The following is a 19,985-nucleotide window of genomic DNA, read 5'->3' on the forward strand; positions in this document are numbered from 1 at the left end:
CTGCCCTGCCTCCACCTCGCCCAGGCATCCCCATGAAACACCCGCACGATCCGGCGGCCGCCGCCGGCAGCATCGGCCAGCAGAACGCGGCCGCCACCCTCAAGGCCATCCTGCGCACCTACCCGTGGCAGCTCACCGGCACCTTTTCGCTGGTGGCGCTGGAAAATGCGCTGCTGCTGGCCTATCCGCTGTTTGCCGGCTTCGCGGTAGACGCGATCATTCGTGGCAACATCGGCCATGCCATCTCCTACGCCGGCGTGGTGCTGCTGTTCTGGCTGGTCGGCGCCGCCCGCCGTGCGGTCGATACCCGCACCTTCACCCGCATCTATGCCGACCTGGCGGTGAATGTGGTGCAGGCGCAGCGCAGGCTGGGCCAGGCCACCTCCACCTCGGCCGCGCGCGTTGTACTGGCCCGTGAGTTCGTCGACTTCTTCGAGAAGCACGTGCCGATCATCGCCACTGCGCTGGTATCGATGTTCGGTGCGGCGGCGATGCTGCTGGCGATCGAACCGCTGGTGGGCGCTGCAAGCCTGGTCGCGTTGTTGGGCGCGCTGTTGCTGCTGCCGTCGTTCGCACGCCGCAACGAGCAGCTGCATGGACGCCTGAACAACCGGCTGGAACATGAGATCCGCCTGGTCGACCGGGTCAGTCCCTCGGTGCTGCGTCGCCACTACACCACGCTGTCGCGGCTGCGCATCCTGCTCTCCGATCGCGAAGCCGGTGCCTTCGTGGTCGTTGGCGCGGCGGCGGCGGTGCTGTTCGCGCTCACCATTGGCCGTCTCGCCACCACCGACGGGGTTACCCCGGGCCATGTGTACGCGGTGATGACCTATCTGTGGACGTTCGTCGGCAGCCTGGATGATGCACCGTCGATGGTGGATCAGCTGGCGCGGTTGAAGGACATCGGCCGCCGCGTCAGCCCCGGCATGGATGATACGGAGCACAAGGACGCCGCGTGACCGGTAGATGCCCACCTTGGTGGGCAACGATATATCGCGGCGCCAACCAAGGTTGGCGACTACCGGGGCAACGGTGCCAACCAGGATTGGCGGTTACCTCGCGGAAGGACATCGGCCGGCGAGTCAGCCCGGGCATGGAAGATGCGGAGCACAAGGATGCCGCGTGACCGGTAGATGCCCACCTTGGTGGGCAACGATGTATCGCGGTGCCAACCAAGGTTGGCGACTACGTTGCCGTGCGCCCGGACATCGCCAATGCACCGATGATCAACGCTTCCATGCTGCGGTCGAACTCGGCTTCCTGCGCCTTCCGATCCAACGGACGTCGCGTTGTATCCACCACCGCATGCCGCGAGTACACGGTGTCGGCCAACGCCACGGCGTGATAGGCCACGGTGGACAACAGCCACGCCGCCTGCTCCAGCGGCAGGCCATGCACGTGGCTGAATTCGGCATGGTGGCGCTGGATGCGCGCCAGCATCTCCGGTGTCTTCGCGCCGTGGCTGACCAGGAACGGCGCCAGGCCCGGATTCCCGTCCACCAGCGTCCGCAGTGAACGTTGGAACGCACGCAGATCCTCCTCGATGCTGCGCCGGCCAGCGGCATCCAGCGGCGGTGCCTGCCAACGCTCGAAGATCGCCTCGGCCACCAGCTCGCGCAGTGCCGCCAGATTCGCCACATGCTTGTACAGCGCGATGTGGCTGACCCCCAGCGCCGCCGCTACGCCCACGAAGCTCAGCCCCGGCAGCGTCATGGCAATACCGGCGTCGGCGATGCGCTCGCGGGTGATGCTGGGCGGCCGCCCACGGGCAGCGGTCTTTTTCGGTGCAGCCATGCGGTAACGGTTCCTGCGCGGTGCGCGGGCAAGGGCTGTCATGGTGGTCCGCAGCGACGCCGTGGTCAACGCGTCGCTGCAGTCCGTGGACAGGCCCCGGTTGCGGCGCGATCAATTTAGTTTACTATGATGTAACTAATTCGCATTTGCAGTGTCCAGGATCGTTGTCGATGTCCGCGTCCCCCACTTCAATCACCCCGGCCGGGCCGCTGCGCGGCGCCGACCATGATCGCGGCCTGCAGGCGCTGCAGGTCCAGGTGGTCGCGGTTGCACAGCCGTGCGCCAGCCTGCTGCGCGTCGTGGTCCAGCTGCCGGAGCATGCAGAACTCGCGCCCTGGCAGCTTGCCAACACCGCCGTGCGCATCCAGCTTGGCGCCACGTTCGGCGATGTGTCACGGATCTACACCGTGCGCAGCGTGGATACCGCCACCCGCCAGTTCACCCTGGACGTTGTGCTGCACGAGGCGCCGGGGCCGATGCTGGCCTGGGTACGTGCGCTGCGGCCCGGTGATGCCTTCGATCTGACCGGACCGCGCCCCCATCTGCAGGTACCGCAGCGCGAAGACACCTGCGCCCTGCTGTTCGCCGACCAAAGCGCCATTCCTGCTCTGTTTGCCCTGCTGCAGCAGTGGCCCACCGGACTGCATGCGCAGGCCTGGATCGCCTCGGATGATGCTTTTCCGGTAGACGAACTGCCCGCCATCGAAGGCGTCCGCGTGCACCGTCTCGCCACCGGTGACGCGCCGTTGCTGCAGCAAGCGCGCCAACTGCGGCCGGAACACGGCAGCACGGTCTGGGCGGCTGGCGAGCGCGAGGAAATGCGTGCCCTGCGCCGCCACTTCATCGAAACGGTCGGCCTGCCACCCAGCGACGTTGCCGCGGCCGGTTACTGGAAACGTGGCGAGACCACCACCGAGACCGACCAGCGTCGCCGCCGCAACTACGAGCGCGTGCTGGCACGCGGCGGTGGCCTGCAGGACCTCGACGACCTCGCCGACGATATCTGATCCACCCCGCAGCATCCGCGCCACGCGCTTCGTTCCACCCAGCCACAGATCGCCCACGCACCTCGCGTGCAGCACTGCCACAGCGGCAGCGCCGTGCCCTCTGCCAGCCATTCCACAGCCCGCGTCGTCCTGCCCCTGCAGGTCACAGACGGCGCCGTGCTGGCCGACCGCACGACCCACCACACGAGAACCGCCATGTCCCTCCCCCTGCGAACCCTGCCCCTCCCACGCCGCTCGGCGCTGTCCCTGGCCGCCCGAGCAGCGTTGCTGCCCACCCTGCTGATCGCCATCGCCGCGCACGCCAACGATGCACCCGATGGCGCCCGCCAGTTGCCCACCGTGAACGTGCGCGCCGACAAGACCGCACCCACCGATGCCTATGCGGGTGGCCAGGTCACGCGCGGCAGCGGCGTCGGCCTGCTCGGCGAGCTCGACTTCATGGACACGCCGTTCAACACCACCCGCTACACCGCCGACTTCATCGACAACATCCAGGCGCCGGACCTGGTGCGGGTCATCGCACTGACCGACCCCAGCGTCTACAGCAGTGGCTCCAGCGGTGGCATCACCGACTACTTCAACATCCGCGGTTTCGGTGTCGCCTCGTCGGATATCGGCTTTGGTGGCCTGTACGGGCTGATCCCCTACTACCGCGTCACCCCGGAACTGGCCGAGAGCATCGAAGTGCTGAAGGGCCCGTCCGCGCTGCTCAACGGCATGCCGCCCGGTGGCTCGGTGGGCGGTGCGGTGAACGTGGTACCCAAGCGTGCCGGCGACACGCCGCTGACCCGCTTCACCGCCAGCTACGGCAGCGACGCGCAGTGGGGCGGCCACCTGGATGTCGGCCGCCGCTTCGGCGCGGACAAGCAGTTCGGCGTGCGCCTCAATGCCGTGCACCGCGACGGCGACACCGCCACCAACCACCAGCAGCACAAGACGCAGCTCGCATCGCTCGGCCTGGACTGGCGTGGTGAGCGCTCGCAGGTGTCGCTGGACCTGTTCAGCAGCCGCGACCATGTGGATGGCCTCAACCGTGGCGTCTCGCTGGCGCCCGGCCTGGCCGTGCCCCGCCCGCCGAAAGCCAGCACCCTGTTTGCACCGGACTGGACCTTCAGCACCGTCAAGGACCAGGCCGCCGCACTGCGCTGGTCGTTCGACATCAATGACCACCTGCAGGCGCATGCCAGCTACGGCCACGGCCACACCGATTTCGATTCCATCGCCAGTGCCACCACGCTGATCACCACCGCGGCCGGCGACTTCCGCAACAACTTCGCCCACCAGCGCTTCATCTACAGCAAGGACACCGCCGAAGCCGGATTGTCGGCGCGTTTCCGCACCGGCGCGGTCGATCATGCGCTGGCGATCAGTGCGGCCTGGTACCAGCACGACCAGAAGTTCGGCTTCAAGCGCAACCTGCTGGCCCGCGATTGGGTAACCAACATCTACAACCCGCAGTGGAGCCCTGCCATCGACCGCAGCTTCAGTGATGCATCGCTGCCGAAGACCGCGGAAGTGCGTACCACCAGCTTCGGCATCGCCGATACGCTGTCCTTCATCGATGATCGCGTGCAGCTGACCCTGGGCATCCGTCACCAGACCGTGCTCAGCGACACCTTCGACGGCAGCACCGGCAAGCGCTCCGCACGCTACGACGCCAGCGCCAACACCCCGGCCGGTGCACTGCTGTTCAAGGCCAGCGCCCGCCTGTCACTGTATGCCAACTACATCGAAGGCCTGAGCCAGGGCAGCACCGCCCCGGCCACCGCCGCCAACGCGGGCGACGTGTTCCCGCCGTTCAAGACCCGCCAGCGCGAGGTCGGTGCCAAGTTCGACTTCGGCCGCCTGGCCAGCGCATTGAGCGTGTACGAGATCGAAAAGCCCAGCTCCTATACCGACCCGGCGACCAACGTGTTCTCGTTCGGCGGCCAGCAGCGCAACCGGGGCGTGGAATGGACCGTGTTCGGCCAGGCCACCGAACAGCTGCGTGTGCTCGGTGGCATCGGCTGGCTGCAGCCGAAGCTGACCCGTACCCAGGCCGGTATCAACGAAGGCCGGCTGGCGACGGCCACACCGCAATGGCAGGGCAAGCTGGGCGTGGAATGGGACGTGCCGACCGTGGCCGGCCTCACCCTCACCGGCAACGCGGTCAGCCTGTCCAAGGGCTACATCAGTGCTGACAACAGCCAGTGGGTGGCGGGCCGCACTGTGTTCGATCTCGGCGCCCGCTATGCGACGCAAGCGGCCGGCCATCCGCTGGTACTGCGCGGCACCGTGCAGAACCTGACCAACAAGGCGTACTGGGCGGGCAGCCTCGGCTCGGGGCTGGGCACGCCACGCACCGCCCTGCTGTCGGCCACCGTCGATTTCTGATCCTCGTTTCAAGGGCACCACGCCATTGCGCGTGGTGCCCTGGAGAAGTGCTTTGACCGTTTCCCGTTCTCCTTCCGTGCTGGCCTGGCTGCCCCTGGTCTCACGCATCATCGCCGCGTTGTTCGGCGGCTATGTGCTGGCCGCACTGTGCAGCATCGCCGCACTGGCGCTGCCGATTGATGGTCGCCAGGCCGTGTTCACCGGCATGCTGGCCAGCTTCCTGCTGTACGCCGGCGCCGTGGTCTGGGTGTTCGCGGTGCGCTCGGCATGGCGCGCGTGGCTGGGCCTGATCATCGCCGCGCTGCCGCTGTGGTTGATCGCACAGACGGTCGGCAACGGAGGCGCTGCATGAGCACGGTCGATCGGACCCCGAAGCCACGCGGCATCCGCCAGACCATGTCCGACCTGCATATCTGGGTGGGGCTGCTGGCCGGCTGGATCCTGTACGCGATGTTCCTCACCGGCACCGCCAGCTACTTCCGCGACGAGCTCTCGCGCTACACCCGCCCGGAAATCGCCACACCGTCCGTGTTGCCGGACGCCGCTGTGGTTGCGCAGCGTACCGTCACGGCGATCATGGCCGACACGCCCGCGGCCAGCCAGATCAACCTGAGCCTGCCGAGCACGCGCATGCCGTGGGTGTCGGCGATGTGGGCCAGCCCGGGTGGGCGCGGCCGGCATGGTTTCGACTCGGGCCTGTTCGACGCCAGCACCGGTGCGCCGCTGCAGGCACGCGACACCGGCGGCGGCGACTTCTTCTATGCGTTCCACTTCAACCTGCACTACATGCCGGCGATGTGGGGCCGCTGGATCGTCGGCCTGTGTGCGATGTTCATGCTGGTGGCCATCGTCAGCGGCGTGATCACCCACAAGAAGATCTTCGCCGACTTCTTCACCTTCCGCTGGGGCAAGGGCCAGCGCTCGTGGCTGGACGGTCACGCGGCGCTGTCGGTGCTCGGGCTGCCTTTCCATTTCATGATCACCTGGAGCGGCCTGGTGATGCTGGCGGTGCTGTACATGCCGTGGGGCCTGGCCAAACTGCCGGACAAGCGTCAGCAGGCCGAGGTGGTCAGCGAGATGCGCCTGTTCCTGCCGCCGCAGAAGGCCGCCGGCCACCCTGCTCCGCTCACCAACGTCGGTGCACTGGTGCAGCAGGCCGAGCAGCGTTGGGGAGCCGGCGCGGTGGGCAGCGTGCAGGTGCAGAACCCGGGCGACGAGAACGCTCGCGTGGCCGTGGTGCGTGCGCAGTCCAGCCGCGTTTCGACCACCCCGAACTATCTGCTGTTCGACGGCAGCGGTGGGCAGCTGCTGCAGATCAAGGAACACTCGGGCGTTGCCGCCGATACCCAGGGCGTGCTGTATGGCCTGCACCTGGGCCGCTTCGCCGATGCCGCCCTGCGCTGGCTGTACTTCATCGTCAGCCTGGCCGGCACCGCCATGGTCGGCACCGGGCTGGTGCTGTGGACGGTCAAGCGCCGCGCGCAGCTGCCTGATCCGCAGCGACCCTACTTCGGCTTCCGCCTGGTCGAGCGGCTCAACATCGCCACCGTCGCCGGCCTGTCGGTGGCGATGGCGACCTACCTGTGGGCGAACCGCCTGCTACCCACTGCCATGGACGGGCGCGCGGCGTGGGAGGTGCATGTGTTCTTCCTGGCCTGGGCGGCCATGTTCGTGCACGCCACGCTGCGCACACCGAAGCGTGCATGGATCGAACAGTTCCTGCTGGCGGCACTGCTGCTGGCGCTGCTGCCCGTGCTGACTGCAATGACCACGCTGCATCCGCTGTGGCGCACGCTGGCCGCGGGCGATTGGGCGTTTGCCGGCACCGACCTGACCCTGCTGGCATTGGCCGCCCTGCACACGCTGCTGGCCTGGCGCACCTGGCGGCATGCGCCGAAGGTGAAGCGCGCACGGCCGTCTGCCGCGTCACGCACTGCGGCACCGGAGGCCAGCGCATGATCCACGTCATTCTGTTCGTGTTGTCGCTGGCCGCGTTCGCCTGCCTGGCACTGGCGATGGAACGCCATCAGCGGGACGTGTTGCATCGTGTGCTGAGCGCGCAGGCAACCCAGCAGCTGCGCGCGATTGGCTGGGCGCTGCTGGTGTTCAGTACCGTGTTTGCCATGCGCGGGTTGGGCGTGGGTTCTGGTCTGGCCGCGCTGTCCGGTCACACCAGCGTTGCCGCTGGCGTGGTGGTGCTGGCGATGGTGGCGCATGGGCGATGGAATCGGTAGATGCCCACCTTGGTGGGCACCGACACTTTGCGGTGCCAACCACGGTTGGCGGCTACCCGGGCAACGTATCGCGCTATGCCGGGAACGGTCGGGGGTCGAGGGTGATCTCGATGCGCTCCACACCCTTGCCCTGGTTCTTCCGCTTCAACGAGAGCGCACCGATCTCCCCGGTACGGCGTGGATGGGTACCGCCACAACCCATCTGCGCGAAGCCCTCCACCTGCCAGTGGCGACGGTGGTTGGCCTCTTCGGAAAATGCGGTGATGATGGGCAGGTCGGCCGCAACCAGTGCTGCGGACTTGGCCTGCAACGCGTCAAACAACACCGAAATGCTGCCATTCCGTGCGAAATCGATACGGGCCTTGGCCGGGCCGATATGCGCGCCGACCTTGTCGATGCCCGGCTCCAACGCATACACCAGCTGCAGGATCATCTCCGCCGCGAAATGGTGGCGCATCAGGCCATAGCGGCGCAGGCCATCAATCTCGACCGTGACCGCATCGCCTGCAACCAGGTCGTGCCCTTCGGGCAATCGATAGGCAATATCCAGGCCGTCCTTGCGAGCCTCCAGCACCGGATGCCCCCCGATGAACCCAGCGTCGCTCTCCTGGCCGCCGGAGAACGCAAAGAAAATGGTTTCATCCAGCCAGATCTCATCACCCGAGACAGCACTGACCCGCGCCTCATGGCGCAGCCGATAGGGATCGTCCCAGAATGCCTTGATCGTCATCGTGACCTCCAATCCATGGACGCTAGCACGGTGCAGGCGTACGAACGCGTTGGCAGGAGCGTGAATGCCCATGCGGGATGATCAACATGGCGGCAAACCATCGGCGGCTTCAGCTTTGGTAGCTGCCCACCTTGGTGGGCAACGATGGAAGCCAGCGCCAACCAAGGTTGGCGACTACCGGGCCTGAGCGCTGTTGCTTTGGTAGCTGCCCACCTTGGTGGGCACCGGTGGAAGCCAGCGCCCACCAAGGTTGGCGGCTACCGGACCTGAGCGCTGTTGCTTTGGTAGCTGCCCACCTTGGTGGGCAACGATGGAAGCCAGCGCCAACCAAGGTTGGCGGCTACCGGGCCTGAGCGCTGTTGCTTTGGTAGATGCCCACCTTGGTGGGCATTGGTGAAAGCGACGCCAACCAAGGTTGGCGGCTACCGGGCCTGAGCGGCGTTGCTTTGGTAGCTGCCCACCTTGGCGGGCACCGGTGGAAGCCAGCGCCAACCAAGGTTGGCGGCTACCGGACCTGAGCGCTGTTGCTTTGGTAGATGCCCACCTTGGTGGGCATTGGTGAAAGCGACGCCAACCAAGGTTGGCGACTACCGGGCCTGAGCGGCGTTGCTTTGGTAGCTGCCCACCTTGGTGGGCAACGATGGAAGCCAGCGCCAACCAAGGTTGGCGGCTACCGAGCCTGAGCGGCGTTGCTTTGGTAGATGCCCACCTTGGTGGGCACCGGTGGAAGCCAGCGCCAACCAAGGTTGGCGACTACCGGGCCTGAGCGCTGTTGCTTTGGTAGCTGCCCACCTTGGTGGGCAACGATGGAAGCCAGCGCCAACCAAGGCTGGCGGCTACCGGGCCTGAGCGCTGTTGCTTTGGTAGCTGCCCACCTTGGTGGGCACCGGTGGAAGCCAGCGCCAACCAAGGTTGGCGGCTACCGGGAGCGACAGGTACCCATGCGCCGTTCGGCGCTACAGGAACGCGGCCATGCGCTGCAGTTCGTCTTCAAGCGCACCACGAAACACCTTGTCGCGGGCCAGTGACTTGCCGGCATAGCCCACGCTGGACGCCAGTTCACCGTCGCGCACGCTGAGATTGGCCCAGCCCACCACCTGGTCGTGCCACAGCACCGGCAGCGCGTAGTAGCCGTATTGGCGCTTCGGCGCAGGCGTGTAGGCCTCGAACTTGTAGACCCAGCCCCACAGCAGCTCGAAGCGGCGGCGGTCCCACACCACCGGGTCGAACGGCGCCAGCAGGCGCACCTGGTCGTCCGGCGCATGCCGGCGCGAGCGCGGGTTCTCATCCGCCGGCCAGTACCAGGTGGTGCCCTCCAGCGTGCAGCTGGCCAGCTGCTGCTTGGCCAGCTTCAACGCCAGCCGGGTCTGTTCGGCCAGGTGCGGAGCACCGTAGCCCAGCAGGCGCACCAGATAAGTCAGGCTGGCCGACGGCAGCGGCGCGTACTTACGCACCACCAGATCGATCAGGGCGGCGGCGCGTTCGATCTGCGCCTGCGCGCTGGCATCGGCTTCCGCGTGGTCGGCCACCGCGTAGATGCGGGTGCCGCTGTCGCGCCGCTGCACGCGCAGCAGGCCACGGTAGTGCATGCCCTCCAGCAGGTGCGTGCTGGCATTGCTGGTGCCGCCCCAGTAGTTGGTCACCCGGCCATGCGCGAACGCCTGGTCAACCTCGCGCGGATGCACGCTGCCACGTTCGCGCACGAAGGCCAGCACATCTTCCGCGCGGCGCCGGGTCTCGGCATCCCATGCGCGCTTGGACACACGCGGATGCATCAACGCCAGATGCTCGCGCGGCAGGAAGCCATAGTTCACCAGGCAATCTTCTTCCACCGGCAGGCGCGCATAGCGCCGCTCCAGATCACCGGCGCGGTAGTCCTTCACCCGGTGGCGCAGGGTCAGGTCCTGTGCGCGTGCCGGTGCGCGGATCGGGTCGGCCTGCACGAAGCCCAGGCGCCGGATCGCGGTCAGCAGCGTAGTCGGTTTGAACAGCGTACGCGCCACCGCATGGCGGCGCAGATCATCGAGGGTGGGCGTGGCAGGCATGGCCGCATTGTAGAGTCGAGCCATGCTCGACTGCATTCATCCGAAAGAGCAGTCGAGCATGGCTCGACTCTACAAGTTGCCATCCTCGTTCAACACCTCCAGCGATCCGATCACCAGCGCACGCATGCCCTGCTTGAACTCGGTGATCACCTGGCCCTCTTCATCGTCTGCAATCCCATAGACCGTGTCGGCACCGGCAATGCAGTAGAACGCAATCGTGGCCAGCAGCCAGCGTGCCTTGTCCAGCGGCAGGCCGAACACCTCGGCCACATGCGCCTGGTGCGAGGCGATCTTGTCCAGCATCGGCGCGGTCGCCACCGAACGGCGCAACAGGTACGGCGGTAGCCCGGGGTGCGCTTTCACCACCCCGCACAGCGAATCCACGAACCCCAGCAGGTACGCCTGCAGCCCACCCGGCGCATCGGCCGAGGCGCGCGGAATCTGCCAGCGCTGGAACACCGTATCGGCCACCAGCCGCTTCAAGGCCTCCAGGTTGGCCACGCGCTTGTAGAGCGCGGCCTGGGTCACTGCCAGTTCGGCGGCCACGTTGGCCATGGTCAGGTTCGGCAGGCCCAGCGTGATGCCGATGTCGGCCAGACGATCGGGGGTGATGGTGGGCGGACGGCCACGGGCCGACGCCGGGATCTCAGGGTGCATGTTCATACCGTAGCGAGGGTGCCAGCAAAGGGACCCTCTTGTCCGATTCATATGGTTTAGTTTAATTTACTCAACTAATTCGGAATGCGTGTGGTTCGCAACCCCGCCGCCATCCGCAATCGAGCCCATGGCTCACTTCCCGCCAGGTCCCCACCCAGCCGACAACCCTGCGCTGCGCCCTCCCCCGTGCTTGCCGTCGGCAGCGCGCCAGGCGCGTTCGCACCTGCGATTCACAGGAACCTGGCATGACCGTGTACCACCTTTCCTCTCCCCTGCAGCCCGCAGCGGCCGCCGCGAGCCGCGTGCAGATGCATCCGCCGATGGCCCGGCGCTACCGGGTGTCGGCCCTGGCACTGGGCCTGCTGGCCTCGTTTGCCGCGCTGGCCGACTCCGCACCGTCCACCCTGCCCTCTGTGCAGGTGCAGGAACAGCGCCGGGTGACCGGTGACTATGCCGGCGGCCAGGTGGCCTCGGGTGGCCGTGTTGGCCTGCTCGGCGACAAGGACTTCATGGACACGCCGTTCAGTACGGTCAGCTACACCGAAGCCTTCATCCGCGACCGCCAGGCCAAGGACCTCACCGACGTCATCGCCGCTACCGACCCCACGGTGTTCAGCAACGGCGTTACCGGCGCCTGGAGCGAGAACTACGCCATCCGCGGCTTCGCCTCCAGCACCAGCGATACCACCTTCAACGGCCTCAGCGGCATGGCGCCGTACTACCGCACCTCGCCGGAGATGTTCGAGCGCATCGAGGTACTGAAGGGCCCGTCCGCCCTGCTCAACGGCATGCCACCGGGCGGCTCGGTCGGTGGCAGCGTGAACCTGGTGCCCAAGCGTGCGGGCGAGCAGCCATTGATGCGAGTCAGCGCCAACTTCGCCTCCGATGCGCAGTTCGGCACCCATGTGGATGTGGGCCGCCGCCTGGGCGCCGACAAGCAGTTCGGCATCCGCTTCAACGGCGCCTACCGTGATGGCGACGGTGCAGTGGGCAAGCAGAGCAAGAAGGTGCAGCTGGGCTCGCTGGCGTTGGACTGGCGCGGCGAGCGCGCCCGCCTCTCCGCCGATCTGTACAGCGCCGACGACCGCGTCGATGGGCCCGCCCGTGGCGTCGGTCTGGCACCGGGCGTGGCGATTCCTCGGCCGCCGCGTGGCGACACCCTGATCAACCCGGACTGGGCCTACGTGGACAGCCAAGACAAGGGCGCAATGCTGCGTGGCGAGCTGGACATCAACGAACACCTGATGGCCTACCTGGCCTACGGCACCAGCAAGACCGACTACCGCTACAACGGTTCGATCAGTGCGCAGATTCTCAATCCGGCCGGTGACTTCACCACGGTGATGGGCCAGCTGGCGTTCGACATCAAGAAGCAATCCGGTGATGCCGGCCTGCGCGGCAGCTTCCGTACCGGCAGCGTGAGCCATCAGTGGGCCGCCAACGTGACCCACTACCAGCACACCCAGAACGACTACGGCCGCCGCAGCGTGCCGGGCTGGGACTGGACCACCAACCTGTACAACCCGGTGTGGGGCGCGGCCGCGCCGTTCATCGCGCCGCATATCTCGCACACTGAGTTGCGGCTGGACAGCCTCGGCTTCGCCGACACCCTGTCCTTCGCCGATGACCGCGTGCAGCTGACGCTGGGCGTGCGTCGCCAGCAGGTGGTCAGCGAGACCTTCAACGTGGCCACCGGTGCGCGCACCTCGCGCTATGACGAGAGCGCCACCACCCCAGCCGCAGCCCTGCTGGTGAAGGCCACCGACACGATCTCGGTCTACACCAACTACATCGAAGGCCTCAGCCAGGGCGCCACCGCGCCGATGACTGCTGCCAATGCCGGCGATGTGTTCGCACCGTTCCGAACCAAGCAGAAGGAGCTGGGCCTGAAGCTGGACCTGGGCAGCTTCGCGCACACCTTCAGCGTGTACGAGATCAAGCGCCCGAGCAGCTACACCGACCCGGTCACGAATATCTTCTCGTTCGGTGGCGAACAGCGTAACCGTGGCGTCGAATGGGGCTTCTTCGGCTCACCGCTGGACGGCGTACGCCTGCTGGGTGGCGTGGCCTACGTGCAGCCGAAGCTGACCCGTACGGCGGGTGGTGTGAATGAAGGCCGCATTGCTACCGCCGTTGCGCAGCGGCAGGCGAAGCTGGGCGTGGAATGGGATGTGCCTGCGCTGGAGGGCTTGACCCTGACCGGCAATGCCACCGCGATGTCGAAGCAGTACATCAGTGCTGATAACCGCCTGTCGGTGCCGGGGCGTACGTTGTTCGATGTGGGTGCGCGCTACAACACCACGATGGCCGGGCGGCCGCTTGCGCTGCGCGCCAGCGTGAACAACGTGACCAACAAGGCGTATTGGGGCATGCCGTTGCTCTCCAGCCTGGCGCTGGGGGCGCCGAGGACGGTGCTGGTGTCGGCAACGATGGATTTCTGATCCGGGCGGCCTCCGTGCCCGACACGCCTCACCTGTAGAGTCGAGCCATGCTCGACTCCGATTTCCCCGATGAGTCGAGCATGGCTCGACTCTACAGAGAACCCGAATGCCGCTGGGCGTGGCGTAGTTCTATTCCGGGTGCAGGCGATAAATCGCCTGATTGGTCAACGCCAATGCGGCCAGCTTCAACCCCTCCATCACCCGGTCGCCCACGTAGTGCTCCGGGCCGCCGTTCTGCCGGGCGCGCTCGGCAGCCAACAGGATCTCGTTCACGATGCGCAGGCCCGCCAACGCGCCATCGGTATCGGCCAGCGCCAGGCAGCGGCCAGGCAGTTGATGGCGCTCGGGCCAGGGCTGGCCGTCGGCTGCGGCGCCGCGGCCAATCTGGTGTAGCAGGTTGATCAGGTTGTTCGGATCAGGCTTTGCGGCCTCGGCCTCTTCGGCATTGGCCGAGGCGTACTGGGCGCGCAGAGGGGGAATATCCGATGCGTTCATGACAGGTCTCCGTGCAAGGCATACGAGACCGCCGCGCTTAACAATGGCGGCGGACGGTACGTGGCTGGAAATCCGGTGGTCGCGTAAGCACTAACCGGCAGGTGGGTTTTCACCCACCTCCACGCACCGCCCGCCATAAAGCTCGAACGGAATGCCAGCCGACGCCGCACAAGGCGACGCCGGCTGGCGAGCGCAAACTACACGCGACCAACGGGGTTTCCAGGCCCCGGCCATCCTTTTTCGATGGCACCCCATCATGAGCACAACGGGGTGGCAGGCGCCAACAACCCAAGTGCAAAGACAGCAACGTTCACGCAGTGGCAGCATTGTCGCATATCGACAATCGAGCCGAAGATTCAACAACTTGCACCACGCCGATGACGGCATGCTTCACCCGCATCGGCATCGCGCATTCCTTGACCGCATCCGGCATTCAGGGACATGCCACATGCCAGTTCCGACATTACGCAAGCAGATGAGCAATCAACGCCAGCACCGCCAGATGCCCCACGTAGTATCCATAAAACGCCCAGCGCCAGCGCGGCAGTTGCCACGGCACCCGCGCCGCCAACAGCAACACAGGAACGGCCAGCAACGCCCAGCCGTTGTGGTTGGCCCAGCACACTGCAGCAAGCCCGATCAGCAGCAGCCACCACGCACCATGGCGGAACGCCAGCCATCCGAGCAGCACGAAGCCGACGCCCGCCCATTGGTAGTCCACCAGCATCGGCGCCATGCCCGCGGCCAGCAGCAACAGCAGTGGGCGATTGCTGGCCAGTGCATGCACTGCCACCGCAGCCAGGGCAAAAGTAAGCAGTATGTTGAGTGGCAACCAGGGACCGAAGGCAAGTGCATGCAGCGGTTGCGCGACCACGCCTCATACGGCCAGGCGACGGATCGACTTGCTCAGGTCTGCACCCGGCTGGGCGAGGTTGCAGGCCATTACCAGTGCAAACAGCGGGAACGCGATGCGCCCCAGTTCGCTGACCACCGGCACGTAGCCACCGAAGACCACCTTGGCCACGTGATCACCGGTCATGGTCAGCAGTGCGATCCACTTCAGCAGCTCGCGTGCGCCGCTGCCGAGGGTGAGGTTGAAGGTGGACGTCCCGGTCGTGGTCGCTTGCATCGCGGAAGCTTATGCGCATCGGCCAGCCCATTTCCAGCGCCGCGCAGGAGCCCGCCGCTGCAGGCGGCAGGCGGCGGCGCTATGCTGTCCGCCCCCGCTTGTGAGACGCCCACCATGCGTACCCTCTACCCCGCCATCGAGCCCTACCGCGAGTTCACTCTGCCGGTGAGCGATCTGCACACCCTGCATATCGAAGAGTGCGGCACGCCCGAGGGCATCCCGGTGGTGTACCTGCATGGTGGCCCCGGCGCCGGCATCTCGCCCACCCACCGCCGCTTCTTCGATCCGGCGCGCTACCGCATCGTCTTGATCGACCAGCGCGGCAGCGGCCGCTCCACGCCGTTCGGCGAGCTGCGCGACAACACCACGCAGGACCTGGTGGCCGACATCGAGAAGGTACGCGAGCACCTTGGCATCGAACGCTGGCTGGTCTATGGCGGATCCTGGGGTTCAACCCTGTCGCTGGCCTACGCGCAGGCGCATCCCGAACGCGCCACCGGCCTGATCGTGCGTGGCGTGTTCCTCGGCCGCGAGATGGAAAACCGCTGGTTTGCGGAAGCCAATGGCGGTGCGCGCTGGATCTTCCCGGAGCGCTGGGACCGCTATGAGGCCTACATCCCGGAAGCCGAGCGTGGCGATATGATCGCGGCCTACTGGGCGCGCCTGGACAGCGCCGATGAGGCCACCCGCATCGCCGCCGCGCAGGCCTGGCTGGGCTGGGAGGACAACGCCGCCACCCTGCAGCACAACGTGGATGCTGTTTCTACGGACGACCCGCTGGACACGCTGGCCAAGGCCCGCATCGAAGCGCACTACTTCCGCAACGGCATCTTCCTGGAACCGGACCAGCTGCTGCGCGACATCGACCGCATCCGCCACCTGCCCGGCGTGATCGTGCAGGGCCGCTACGACATCATCTGCCCGCCGCGCAGCGCCTGGGACCTGGCCAGGGCCTGGCCGGAAGCCAGGCTGGAGATGGTGACCTCGGGGCATAGCGCGAACGAGCCGGCAACGGTGGATGCGCTGGTGCGCGCCACGGACGCGTTTGCTGATCGATTCTGAAGGCACGAGGTAGTGCCGGCCGCTGGCCGGCATCCCAGCGATCGCAGGTAGAGTCGACTGTCAGTCGACTGTCTTCGGCAGGAGACCGGAACCCCCGCGCTGCGCGCGAGAGTCGACTAACAGTCAACTCTACCCAGCCGTCTCCGCACCGCCCCACGTGGTGAATGCCGGCCCACCGGCAGCTGGCCACCGTCCCCATTCTTCGCAACCCGCTTACAGTCCCGCGCAGAAGATCCGGCCATGGGCGCCACGGTGGCGAACCCAACCCTCTACAGGAGCACGCCATGACCGGTTTCCGCTACCTTCCCGCTGCCCTCGTCGTTGTCGCCGGCCTGCTGCTTGGGGCCTGCTCCAAGCCGCAGGAGGCCAGCAAGGCCACCGCCGCCGAGGACGTGACCGAAGTGAAGCTGATTCCGTCCTACGAGTCGCTGGACAAGGACAAGGACGGCATCGTCACCCTGGCCGAAGTGGATGCCGTGGCACCCGACTGGGCCGAGCGCCTGCACGCCTGCGATACCGATCGCGACCAGAAACTGAGCCGCGGCGAGTACGACGTGTGCAAGCAGACCAGCACCGCGCATTGATCCCGTGATGCGCCATCGATTGGCGCGACGCGTACCCGGCTATACCAAGGTATAGCCGGGCTAACCCACGAGCCTCTAGGACTGCCCCATTCAGGGGCGGACAATAGCGCCACTGGCCAGGGCAACCCTGGCCGGCCCCTCCCCTCATGGAGACGCAGATGGACCCCGACCCTGCCGGGCGCACCGCGCCCCGGATGCCCGCTTGTTGCCTGTTCCTGGCGCCTGCCCGCCGGTCCCTGCCTGCCTGAGTGACGGGGGATCGCCAGGTGCCGCCTGCCTGGAGATCGCCCCCATGTCCTACAAGATCCTCTACATCACCCTGCGCCGCCTGATCGGTGAGCGCGATGTTTCTGCCCTGCGCAGCCAGCTGCTGCAGCACGGCCCGGTCATGTTCGCCCGTTCGCTGTCGCTCGGCTCGCCACGCGTAGTGGCCGACGCGCTGTCGCTGCTGCCGATCAGCGAGCGCATCAACGTGTTGCGCCACCTGCCCTACCCGCTGCGCGATGCGATGAAGCCGCTGTGCATTGGCGGCAGCCAGCGTCTGCACATGCAGCCGTGGTCGCCGGCAGTGTTGGCGATGCGCCACGCCTGACCTGTTCCATCCGTTCCGTTCGTGTTCCGGCCCCGGCCGGCTCTGACATTCGAGGAGAGTCCCATGAGCCTGCTCAACGCCTGGTTCAACGCCTTCCTGCGCAGCCGTCGCGCAGGCAACCTGTTCCGCCGCCGCGCAATGCCCGAAGCCGGCTTCGGCCCGGGCAGCGCCGAGGCCGCGCCGTTCGCGCTCACCACCGGCCTGGTCACCCTTGCCCAGCAGGATGAAACCCAGCTGTTGGCCACGCTGGAATCGCATGCCGATGGCCTCAGCCCGCATGAGGCCGAGGAGCGGCTGGCCACGCTCGGCCCCAACGAAGTGGATCACGAAAAGCCGCTGCCGTGGTGGCGGCACCTGTGGCAGTGCTACCGCAACCCGTTCAACCTGCTGCTGACCGTACTGGCGGCGGTGTCCTGGCTGACCGAGGACATCAAGGCCACGATCGTGATCGGCGCCATGGTGTTGCTGTCCACGCTGATCCGCTTCGTGCAGGAAGGCCGCTCCAACCGTGCCGCCGAGCGGCTGAAGGCACTGGTCGGCAATACCGCACGCGTGCTGCGCCGCAATCCGGGCACCGAGGCGGCAGACGTGGCCGACCAGTACTTCGGTGCGCACCTGCACAGCCGTCGCCCGGCGCGATTGCTGGACCTGCCGATCCGCGAACTGGTGTCCGGTGATCACATCGTGCTGTCGGCCGGCGACATGATTCCGGCCGACTGCCGCGTGCTGACCGCCAAGGATCTGTTCGTGGCACAGGCGGCGATGACCGGCGAGTCGCTGCCGGTGGAGAAGTTCGCGCACCCGGGCGATGGCCTGGCCGGCCTGCTGGAGCAGCACAACCTGTTGTTCATGGGCACCAATGTGGTGTCCGGCACCGCCACCGCCGTGGTGCTGGCCACCGGCAACCGCACCTACTTCGGCACCCTGGCCCAGCGCAGCACCGCTACCGACCGTGCGCCCACCGCATTCCAGGCCGGCGTCAACAGTGTCAGCTGGCTGCTGATCCGCTTCGCACTGGTGATGGTGCCGTTCGTGCTGCTGATCAACGGCTGGACCAAGGGCGACTGGACCGAAGCGTTCCTGTTCGCACTGTCGGTGGCGGTGGGCCTGACCCCGGAAATGCTGCCGATGATCGTTACCTCCACCCTGGCCAAGGGTGCGGTGCTGTTGTCGCGGCGCAAGGTGATCGTCAAGCGCCTGGATGCGATCCAGAACTTCGGCGCGATGGAAGTGCTGTGCACCGACAAGACCGGCACCCTCACCCAGGACAAGATCGCCCTGGAGCGGCACACCGACGTGTTCGGCCACGATTCGGAGGACGTGCTGAAGTTCGCCTACCTCAACAGCCACTTCCAGACCGGCCTGATCAACCTGCTCGACCGCGCGGTGCTGGAACACGTGGAGCTGCAGAGCTCGTTGCGGCTGTCGCAGGACTACCACAAGGTGGATGAGATTCCGTTCGACTTCGAGCGCCGCCGCATGTCGGTGGTCGTATCCGAGCGCGAGGACCACCACGAATTGATCTGCAAGGGCGCAGTGGAGGAGATGCTGGCGGTGTGCAGCACCGTACGCGAGAACGGCCAGGACATGCCGCTGGACGAGCGCCGCCTGGCGCGCGTGCGGCAGACCACCGAGGAACTGAACGAACAGGGCCTGCGCGTGGTGGCAGTGGCGATGAAGGAGACTGCCGCCAGCCAGACCGCCTACTCGCAGGCCGACGAGTGCGGCCTGACCCTGGTCGGCTACGTGGCCTTCCTCGACCCGCCGAAGGAATCGGCTGCGCAGGCGCTGCAGGCGCTGGCCGCGCATGGCGTGGAAGTGAAGGTCTTCACCGGCGACAACGAGCTGGTGACCGCACGCGTCTGTGCGCAGGTGGGGCTGGACGCGGACACCATCCTGACCGGCCCGCAGATCGAGCGCATGGATGACGGTGCGCTGTCGCGGGCGTTGCACCACCACCGCGTGTTTGCCCGCCTGACCCCGCTGCACAAGGAGCGCCTGGTACGCGAGCTGCGCGCACAGGGCAAGGTGGTCGGTTTCCTCGGCGACGGCATCAACGATGCACCGGCGCTGCGCGCGGCCGACATCGGCATCAGCGTGGATAGCGCGGTGGACATCGCCAAGGAGGCCGCCGACATCATCCTGCTGGAAAAGAACCTGATGGTGCTGGAGGAAGGCGTCATTCAGGGCCGGCGCACGTTCAACAACATGCTGAAGTACATCCGCATGACCGCCAGCTCCAACTTCGGCAACGTGTTCTCGGTGCTGGTGGCCTCGGCCTTCCTGCCGTTCCTGCCGATGCTGCCGCTGCAGCTGCTGGTGCAGAACCTGCTGTACGACATCTCGCAGATCGCCATTCCGTTCGACAACGTGGACGAAGAACTGGTGCGCAAGCCGCTGAAGTGGAACCCGGCGGACATCGGCCGCTTCATGGTGTTCTTCGGGCCGATCAGTTCGATCTTCGACCTGACCTGCTTCGCCTTGATGTGGTACGTGTTCGATGCACGCACGCCGGCCGACCAGGGCCTGTTCCAGTCCGGCTGGTTCGTGGTGGGCCTGCTGACCCAGACACTGATCGTGCACATGATCCGTACACCGAAGGTGCCGTTCCTGCAGAGCATCGCCGCACCGCCGCTGCTGGTGATGACCGGCCTGATCATGGCCATTGGCGTGGCCCTGCCGATGAGCCCGCTGGCCGGCTACTTCAAGCTGCAGGCCCTGCCGACCGGCTACTGGCCGTTCCTGGTGGCGATCCTGTTCGGCTATGCGGTGCTGACCACCGCACTGAAGAAGTTCTACATCCGTCGCTACGGCTGGCAGTAAGCGCCCGCCGCCTTGTCCA

16 protein-coding genes and 1 pseudogene are annotated in these 19,985 nt (G+C 66.6%); 11 read left to right on the top strand and 6 right to left on the bottom strand.

From position 1 onward, the window contains the following. Positions 1 to 32: 32 nt before the first annotated feature. On the top strand, positions 33 to 959 hold the full coding sequence (locus SriyCCGPB3_RS11545; protein ID WP_153855419.1) for an ABC transporter six-transmembrane domain-containing protein: 927 nt from the start codon (positions 33 to 35) through the stop codon (positions 957 to 959). A gap of 226 nt (positions 960 to 1,185) precedes the next feature. On the opposite strand, the gene SriyCCGPB3_RS11550 is transcribed toward SriyCCGPB3_RS11545, so the two are convergent. Continuing rightward, entirely contained in the window at positions 1,186 to 1,794 is a 609-nt protein-coding gene (locus SriyCCGPB3_RS11550) for a TetR/AcrR family transcriptional regulator (RefSeq protein WP_350259248.1), read from the bottom strand. A gap of 170 nt (positions 1,795 to 1,964) precedes the next feature. On the opposite strand from SriyCCGPB3_RS11550, the gene SriyCCGPB3_RS11555 reads away from it, so the two are divergent. From SriyCCGPB3_RS11555 to SriyCCGPB3_RS11575, 5 genes are all read left to right on the top strand, one after another. Continuing rightward, positions 1,965 to 2,801, top strand: a complete 837-nt coding sequence (locus SriyCCGPB3_RS11555; RefSeq protein WP_350259249.1) for a siderophore-interacting protein — start codon at positions 1,965 to 1,967, stop codon at positions 2,799 to 2,801. Positions 2,802 to 2,996: 195 nt separating this feature from the next. Continuing rightward, on the top strand, positions 2,997 to 5,174 hold the full coding sequence (locus SriyCCGPB3_RS11560) for a TonB-dependent receptor (RefSeq protein WP_350259250.1): 2,178 nt from the start codon (positions 2,997 to 2,999) through the stop codon (positions 5,172 to 5,174). Between the two features lie 52 nt (positions 5,175 to 5,226). Further along, the gene (locus tag SriyCCGPB3_RS11565) at positions 5,227 to 5,526 is read left to right on the top strand and encodes a DUF3649 domain-containing protein (RefSeq protein WP_164080222.1); all 300 of its coding nucleotides are present in this window, start codon (positions 5,227 to 5,229) and stop codon (positions 5,524 to 5,526) included. Then, positions 5,523 to 7,133 (top strand): PepSY-associated TM helix domain-containing protein, encoded by a 1,611-nt coding sequence (locus tag SriyCCGPB3_RS11570; RefSeq protein WP_350259251.1) that lies wholly within the window; start codon positions 5,523 to 5,525, stop codon positions 7,131 to 7,133. Before SriyCCGPB3_RS11565 ends, SriyCCGPB3_RS11570 begins: the two co-directional genes overlap by 4 nt. Next, the gene (locus SriyCCGPB3_RS11575) at positions 7,130 to 7,408 is read left to right on the top strand and encodes a DUF3325 domain-containing protein (protein ID WP_350259252.1); all 279 of its coding nucleotides are present in this window, start codon (positions 7,130 to 7,132) and stop codon (positions 7,406 to 7,408) included. The genes SriyCCGPB3_RS11570 and SriyCCGPB3_RS11575 overlap by 4 nt, the downstream gene beginning before the upstream one ends. Before the next feature lie 73 nt (positions 7,409 to 7,481). Here SriyCCGPB3_RS11575 and SriyCCGPB3_RS11580 read toward each other — a convergent pair whose 3' ends face one another. From SriyCCGPB3_RS11580 to SriyCCGPB3_RS11590, 3 genes are all read right to left on the bottom strand, one after another. Then, positions 7,482 to 8,138 (bottom strand): alanyl-tRNA editing protein, encoded by a 657-nt coding sequence (locus SriyCCGPB3_RS11580; protein ID WP_350259253.1) that lies wholly within the window; start codon positions 8,136 to 8,138, stop codon positions 7,482 to 7,484. A 956-nt stretch (positions 8,139 to 9,094) separates the two neighbouring features. Continuing rightward, a complete protein-coding gene (locus SriyCCGPB3_RS11585) occupies positions 9,095 to 10,207 on the bottom strand; it encodes a DNA glycosylase AlkZ-like family protein (protein ID WP_350259254.1) in 1,113 nt (370 codons plus the stop codon). Positions 10,208 to 10,252: 45 nt separating this feature from the next. Then, positions 10,253 to 10,846, bottom strand: coding sequence for a TetR/AcrR family transcriptional regulator (locus tag SriyCCGPB3_RS11590; protein ID WP_350259255.1), 594 nt, complete (start codon positions 10,844 to 10,846; stop codon positions 10,253 to 10,255). Positions 10,847 to 11,085: 239 nt separating this feature from the next. Here SriyCCGPB3_RS11590 and SriyCCGPB3_RS11595 point away from each other — a divergent pair, with 239 nt between their 5' ends. Then, entirely contained in the window at positions 11,086 to 13,281 is a 2,196-nt protein-coding gene (locus SriyCCGPB3_RS11595) for a TonB-dependent receptor (protein ID WP_350259256.1), read from the top strand. A gap of 129 nt (positions 13,282 to 13,410) precedes the next feature. Here SriyCCGPB3_RS11595 and SriyCCGPB3_RS11600 read toward each other — a convergent pair whose 3' ends face one another. Together SriyCCGPB3_RS11600 and SriyCCGPB3_RS11605 are read right to left on the bottom strand one after the other, a co-directional pair. Continuing rightward, the gene (locus tag SriyCCGPB3_RS11600) at positions 13,411 to 13,776 is read right to left on the bottom strand and encodes a hypothetical protein (protein ID WP_350259257.1); all 366 of its coding nucleotides are present in this window, start codon (positions 13,774 to 13,776) and stop codon (positions 13,411 to 13,413) included. Between the two features lie 463 nt (positions 13,777 to 14,239). After that, a pseudogene (locus SriyCCGPB3_RS11605) lies at positions 14,240 to 14,905 on the bottom strand (TraX family protein). A gap of 114 nt (positions 14,906 to 15,019) precedes the next feature. Here SriyCCGPB3_RS11605 and pip point away from each other — a divergent pair. The 4 genes from pip (at position 15,020) to mgtA (ending at position 19,966) form a co-directional block, all read left to right on the top strand. Continuing rightward, positions 15,020 to 15,967: a prolyl aminopeptidase gene (gene pip / locus SriyCCGPB3_RS11610; RefSeq protein ID WP_350259258.1), complete on the top strand. Its 948-nt coding sequence runs from the start codon at positions 15,020 to 15,022 to the stop codon at positions 15,965 to 15,967. Between the two features lie 284 nt (positions 15,968 to 16,251). Next, positions 16,252 to 16,551 (top strand): hypothetical protein, encoded by a 300-nt coding sequence (locus tag SriyCCGPB3_RS11615; protein ID WP_107433405.1) that lies wholly within the window; start codon positions 16,252 to 16,254, stop codon positions 16,549 to 16,551. 292 nt (positions 16,552 to 16,843) lie between these two features. Beyond that, positions 16,844 to 17,143: a hypothetical protein gene (locus tag SriyCCGPB3_RS11620; protein WP_088026117.1), complete on the top strand. Its 300-nt coding sequence runs from the start codon at positions 16,844 to 16,846 to the stop codon at positions 17,141 to 17,143. Positions 17,144 to 17,206: 63 nt separating this feature from the next. Next, positions 17,207 to 19,966 (top strand): magnesium-translocating P-type ATPase, encoded by a 2,760-nt coding sequence (gene mgtA, locus SriyCCGPB3_RS11625; RefSeq protein ID WP_350259259.1) that lies wholly within the window; start codon positions 17,207 to 17,209, stop codon positions 19,964 to 19,966. Positions 19,967 to 19,985 lie beyond the last annotated feature (19 nt).

This window comes from Stenotrophomonas riyadhensis (assembly GCF_040256885.1).
Taxonomy (GTDB): domain Bacteria; phylum Pseudomonadota; class Gammaproteobacteria; order Xanthomonadales; family Xanthomonadaceae; genus Stenotrophomonas; species Stenotrophomonas riyadhensis.

Excerpts from the sequence above, each read along its gene's own strand:
- SriyCCGPB3_RS11555 (WP_350259249.1), top strand. The coding sequence starts at position 1,965 with ATGTCCGCGTCCCCCACTTCAATCACCCCGGCCGGGCCGCTGCGCGGC.
- SriyCCGPB3_RS11570 (WP_350259251.1), top strand. The coding sequence starts at position 5,523 with ATGAGCACGGTCGATCGGACCCCGAAGCCACGCGGCATCCGCCAGACC.
- SriyCCGPB3_RS11590 (WP_350259255.1), bottom strand. The coding sequence starts at position 10,846 with ATGAACATGCACCCTGAGATCCCGGCGTCGGCCCGTGGCCGTCCGCCC.
- SriyCCGPB3_RS11615 (WP_107433405.1), top strand. The coding sequence starts at position 16,252 with ATGACCGGTTTCCGCTACCTTCCCGCTGCCCTCGTCGTTGTCGCCGGC.
- SriyCCGPB3_RS11560 (WP_350259250.1), top strand. The coding sequence starts at position 2,997 with ATGTCCCTCCCCCTGCGAACCCTGCCCCTCCCACGCCGCTCGGCGCTG.
- SriyCCGPB3_RS11545 (WP_153855419.1), top strand. The coding sequence starts at position 33 with ATGAAACACCCGCACGATCCGGCGGCCGCCGCCGGCAGCATCGGCCAG.
- SriyCCGPB3_RS11575 (WP_350259252.1), top strand. The coding sequence starts at position 7,130 with ATGATCCACGTCATTCTGTTCGTGTTGTCGCTGGCCGCGTTCGCCTGC.
- SriyCCGPB3_RS11595 (WP_350259256.1), top strand. The coding sequence starts at position 11,086 with ATGACCGTGTACCACCTTTCCTCTCCCCTGCAGCCCGCAGCGGCCGCC.
- SriyCCGPB3_RS11550 (WP_350259248.1), bottom strand. The coding sequence starts at position 1,794 with ATGGCTGCACCGAAAAAGACCGCTGCCCGTGGGCGGCCGCCCAGCATC.
- SriyCCGPB3_RS11585 (WP_350259254.1), bottom strand. The coding sequence starts at position 10,207 with ATGGCTCGACTCTACAATGCGGCCATGCCTGCCACGCCCACCCTCGAT.
- mgtA (WP_350259259.1), top strand. The coding sequence starts at position 17,207 with ATGAGCCTGCTCAACGCCTGGTTCAACGCCTTCCTGCGCAGCCGTCGC.
- pip (WP_350259258.1), top strand. The coding sequence starts at position 15,020 with ATGCGTACCCTCTACCCCGCCATCGAGCCCTACCGCGAGTTCACTCTG.
- SriyCCGPB3_RS11600 (WP_350259257.1), bottom strand. The coding sequence starts at position 13,776 with ATGAACGCATCGGATATTCCCCCTCTGCGCGCCCAGTACGCCTCGGCC.
- SriyCCGPB3_RS11620 (WP_088026117.1), top strand. The coding sequence starts at position 16,844 with ATGTCCTACAAGATCCTCTACATCACCCTGCGCCGCCTGATCGGTGAG.
- SriyCCGPB3_RS11580 (WP_350259253.1), bottom strand. The coding sequence starts at position 8,138 with ATGACGATCAAGGCATTCTGGGACGATCCCTATCGGCTGCGCCATGAG.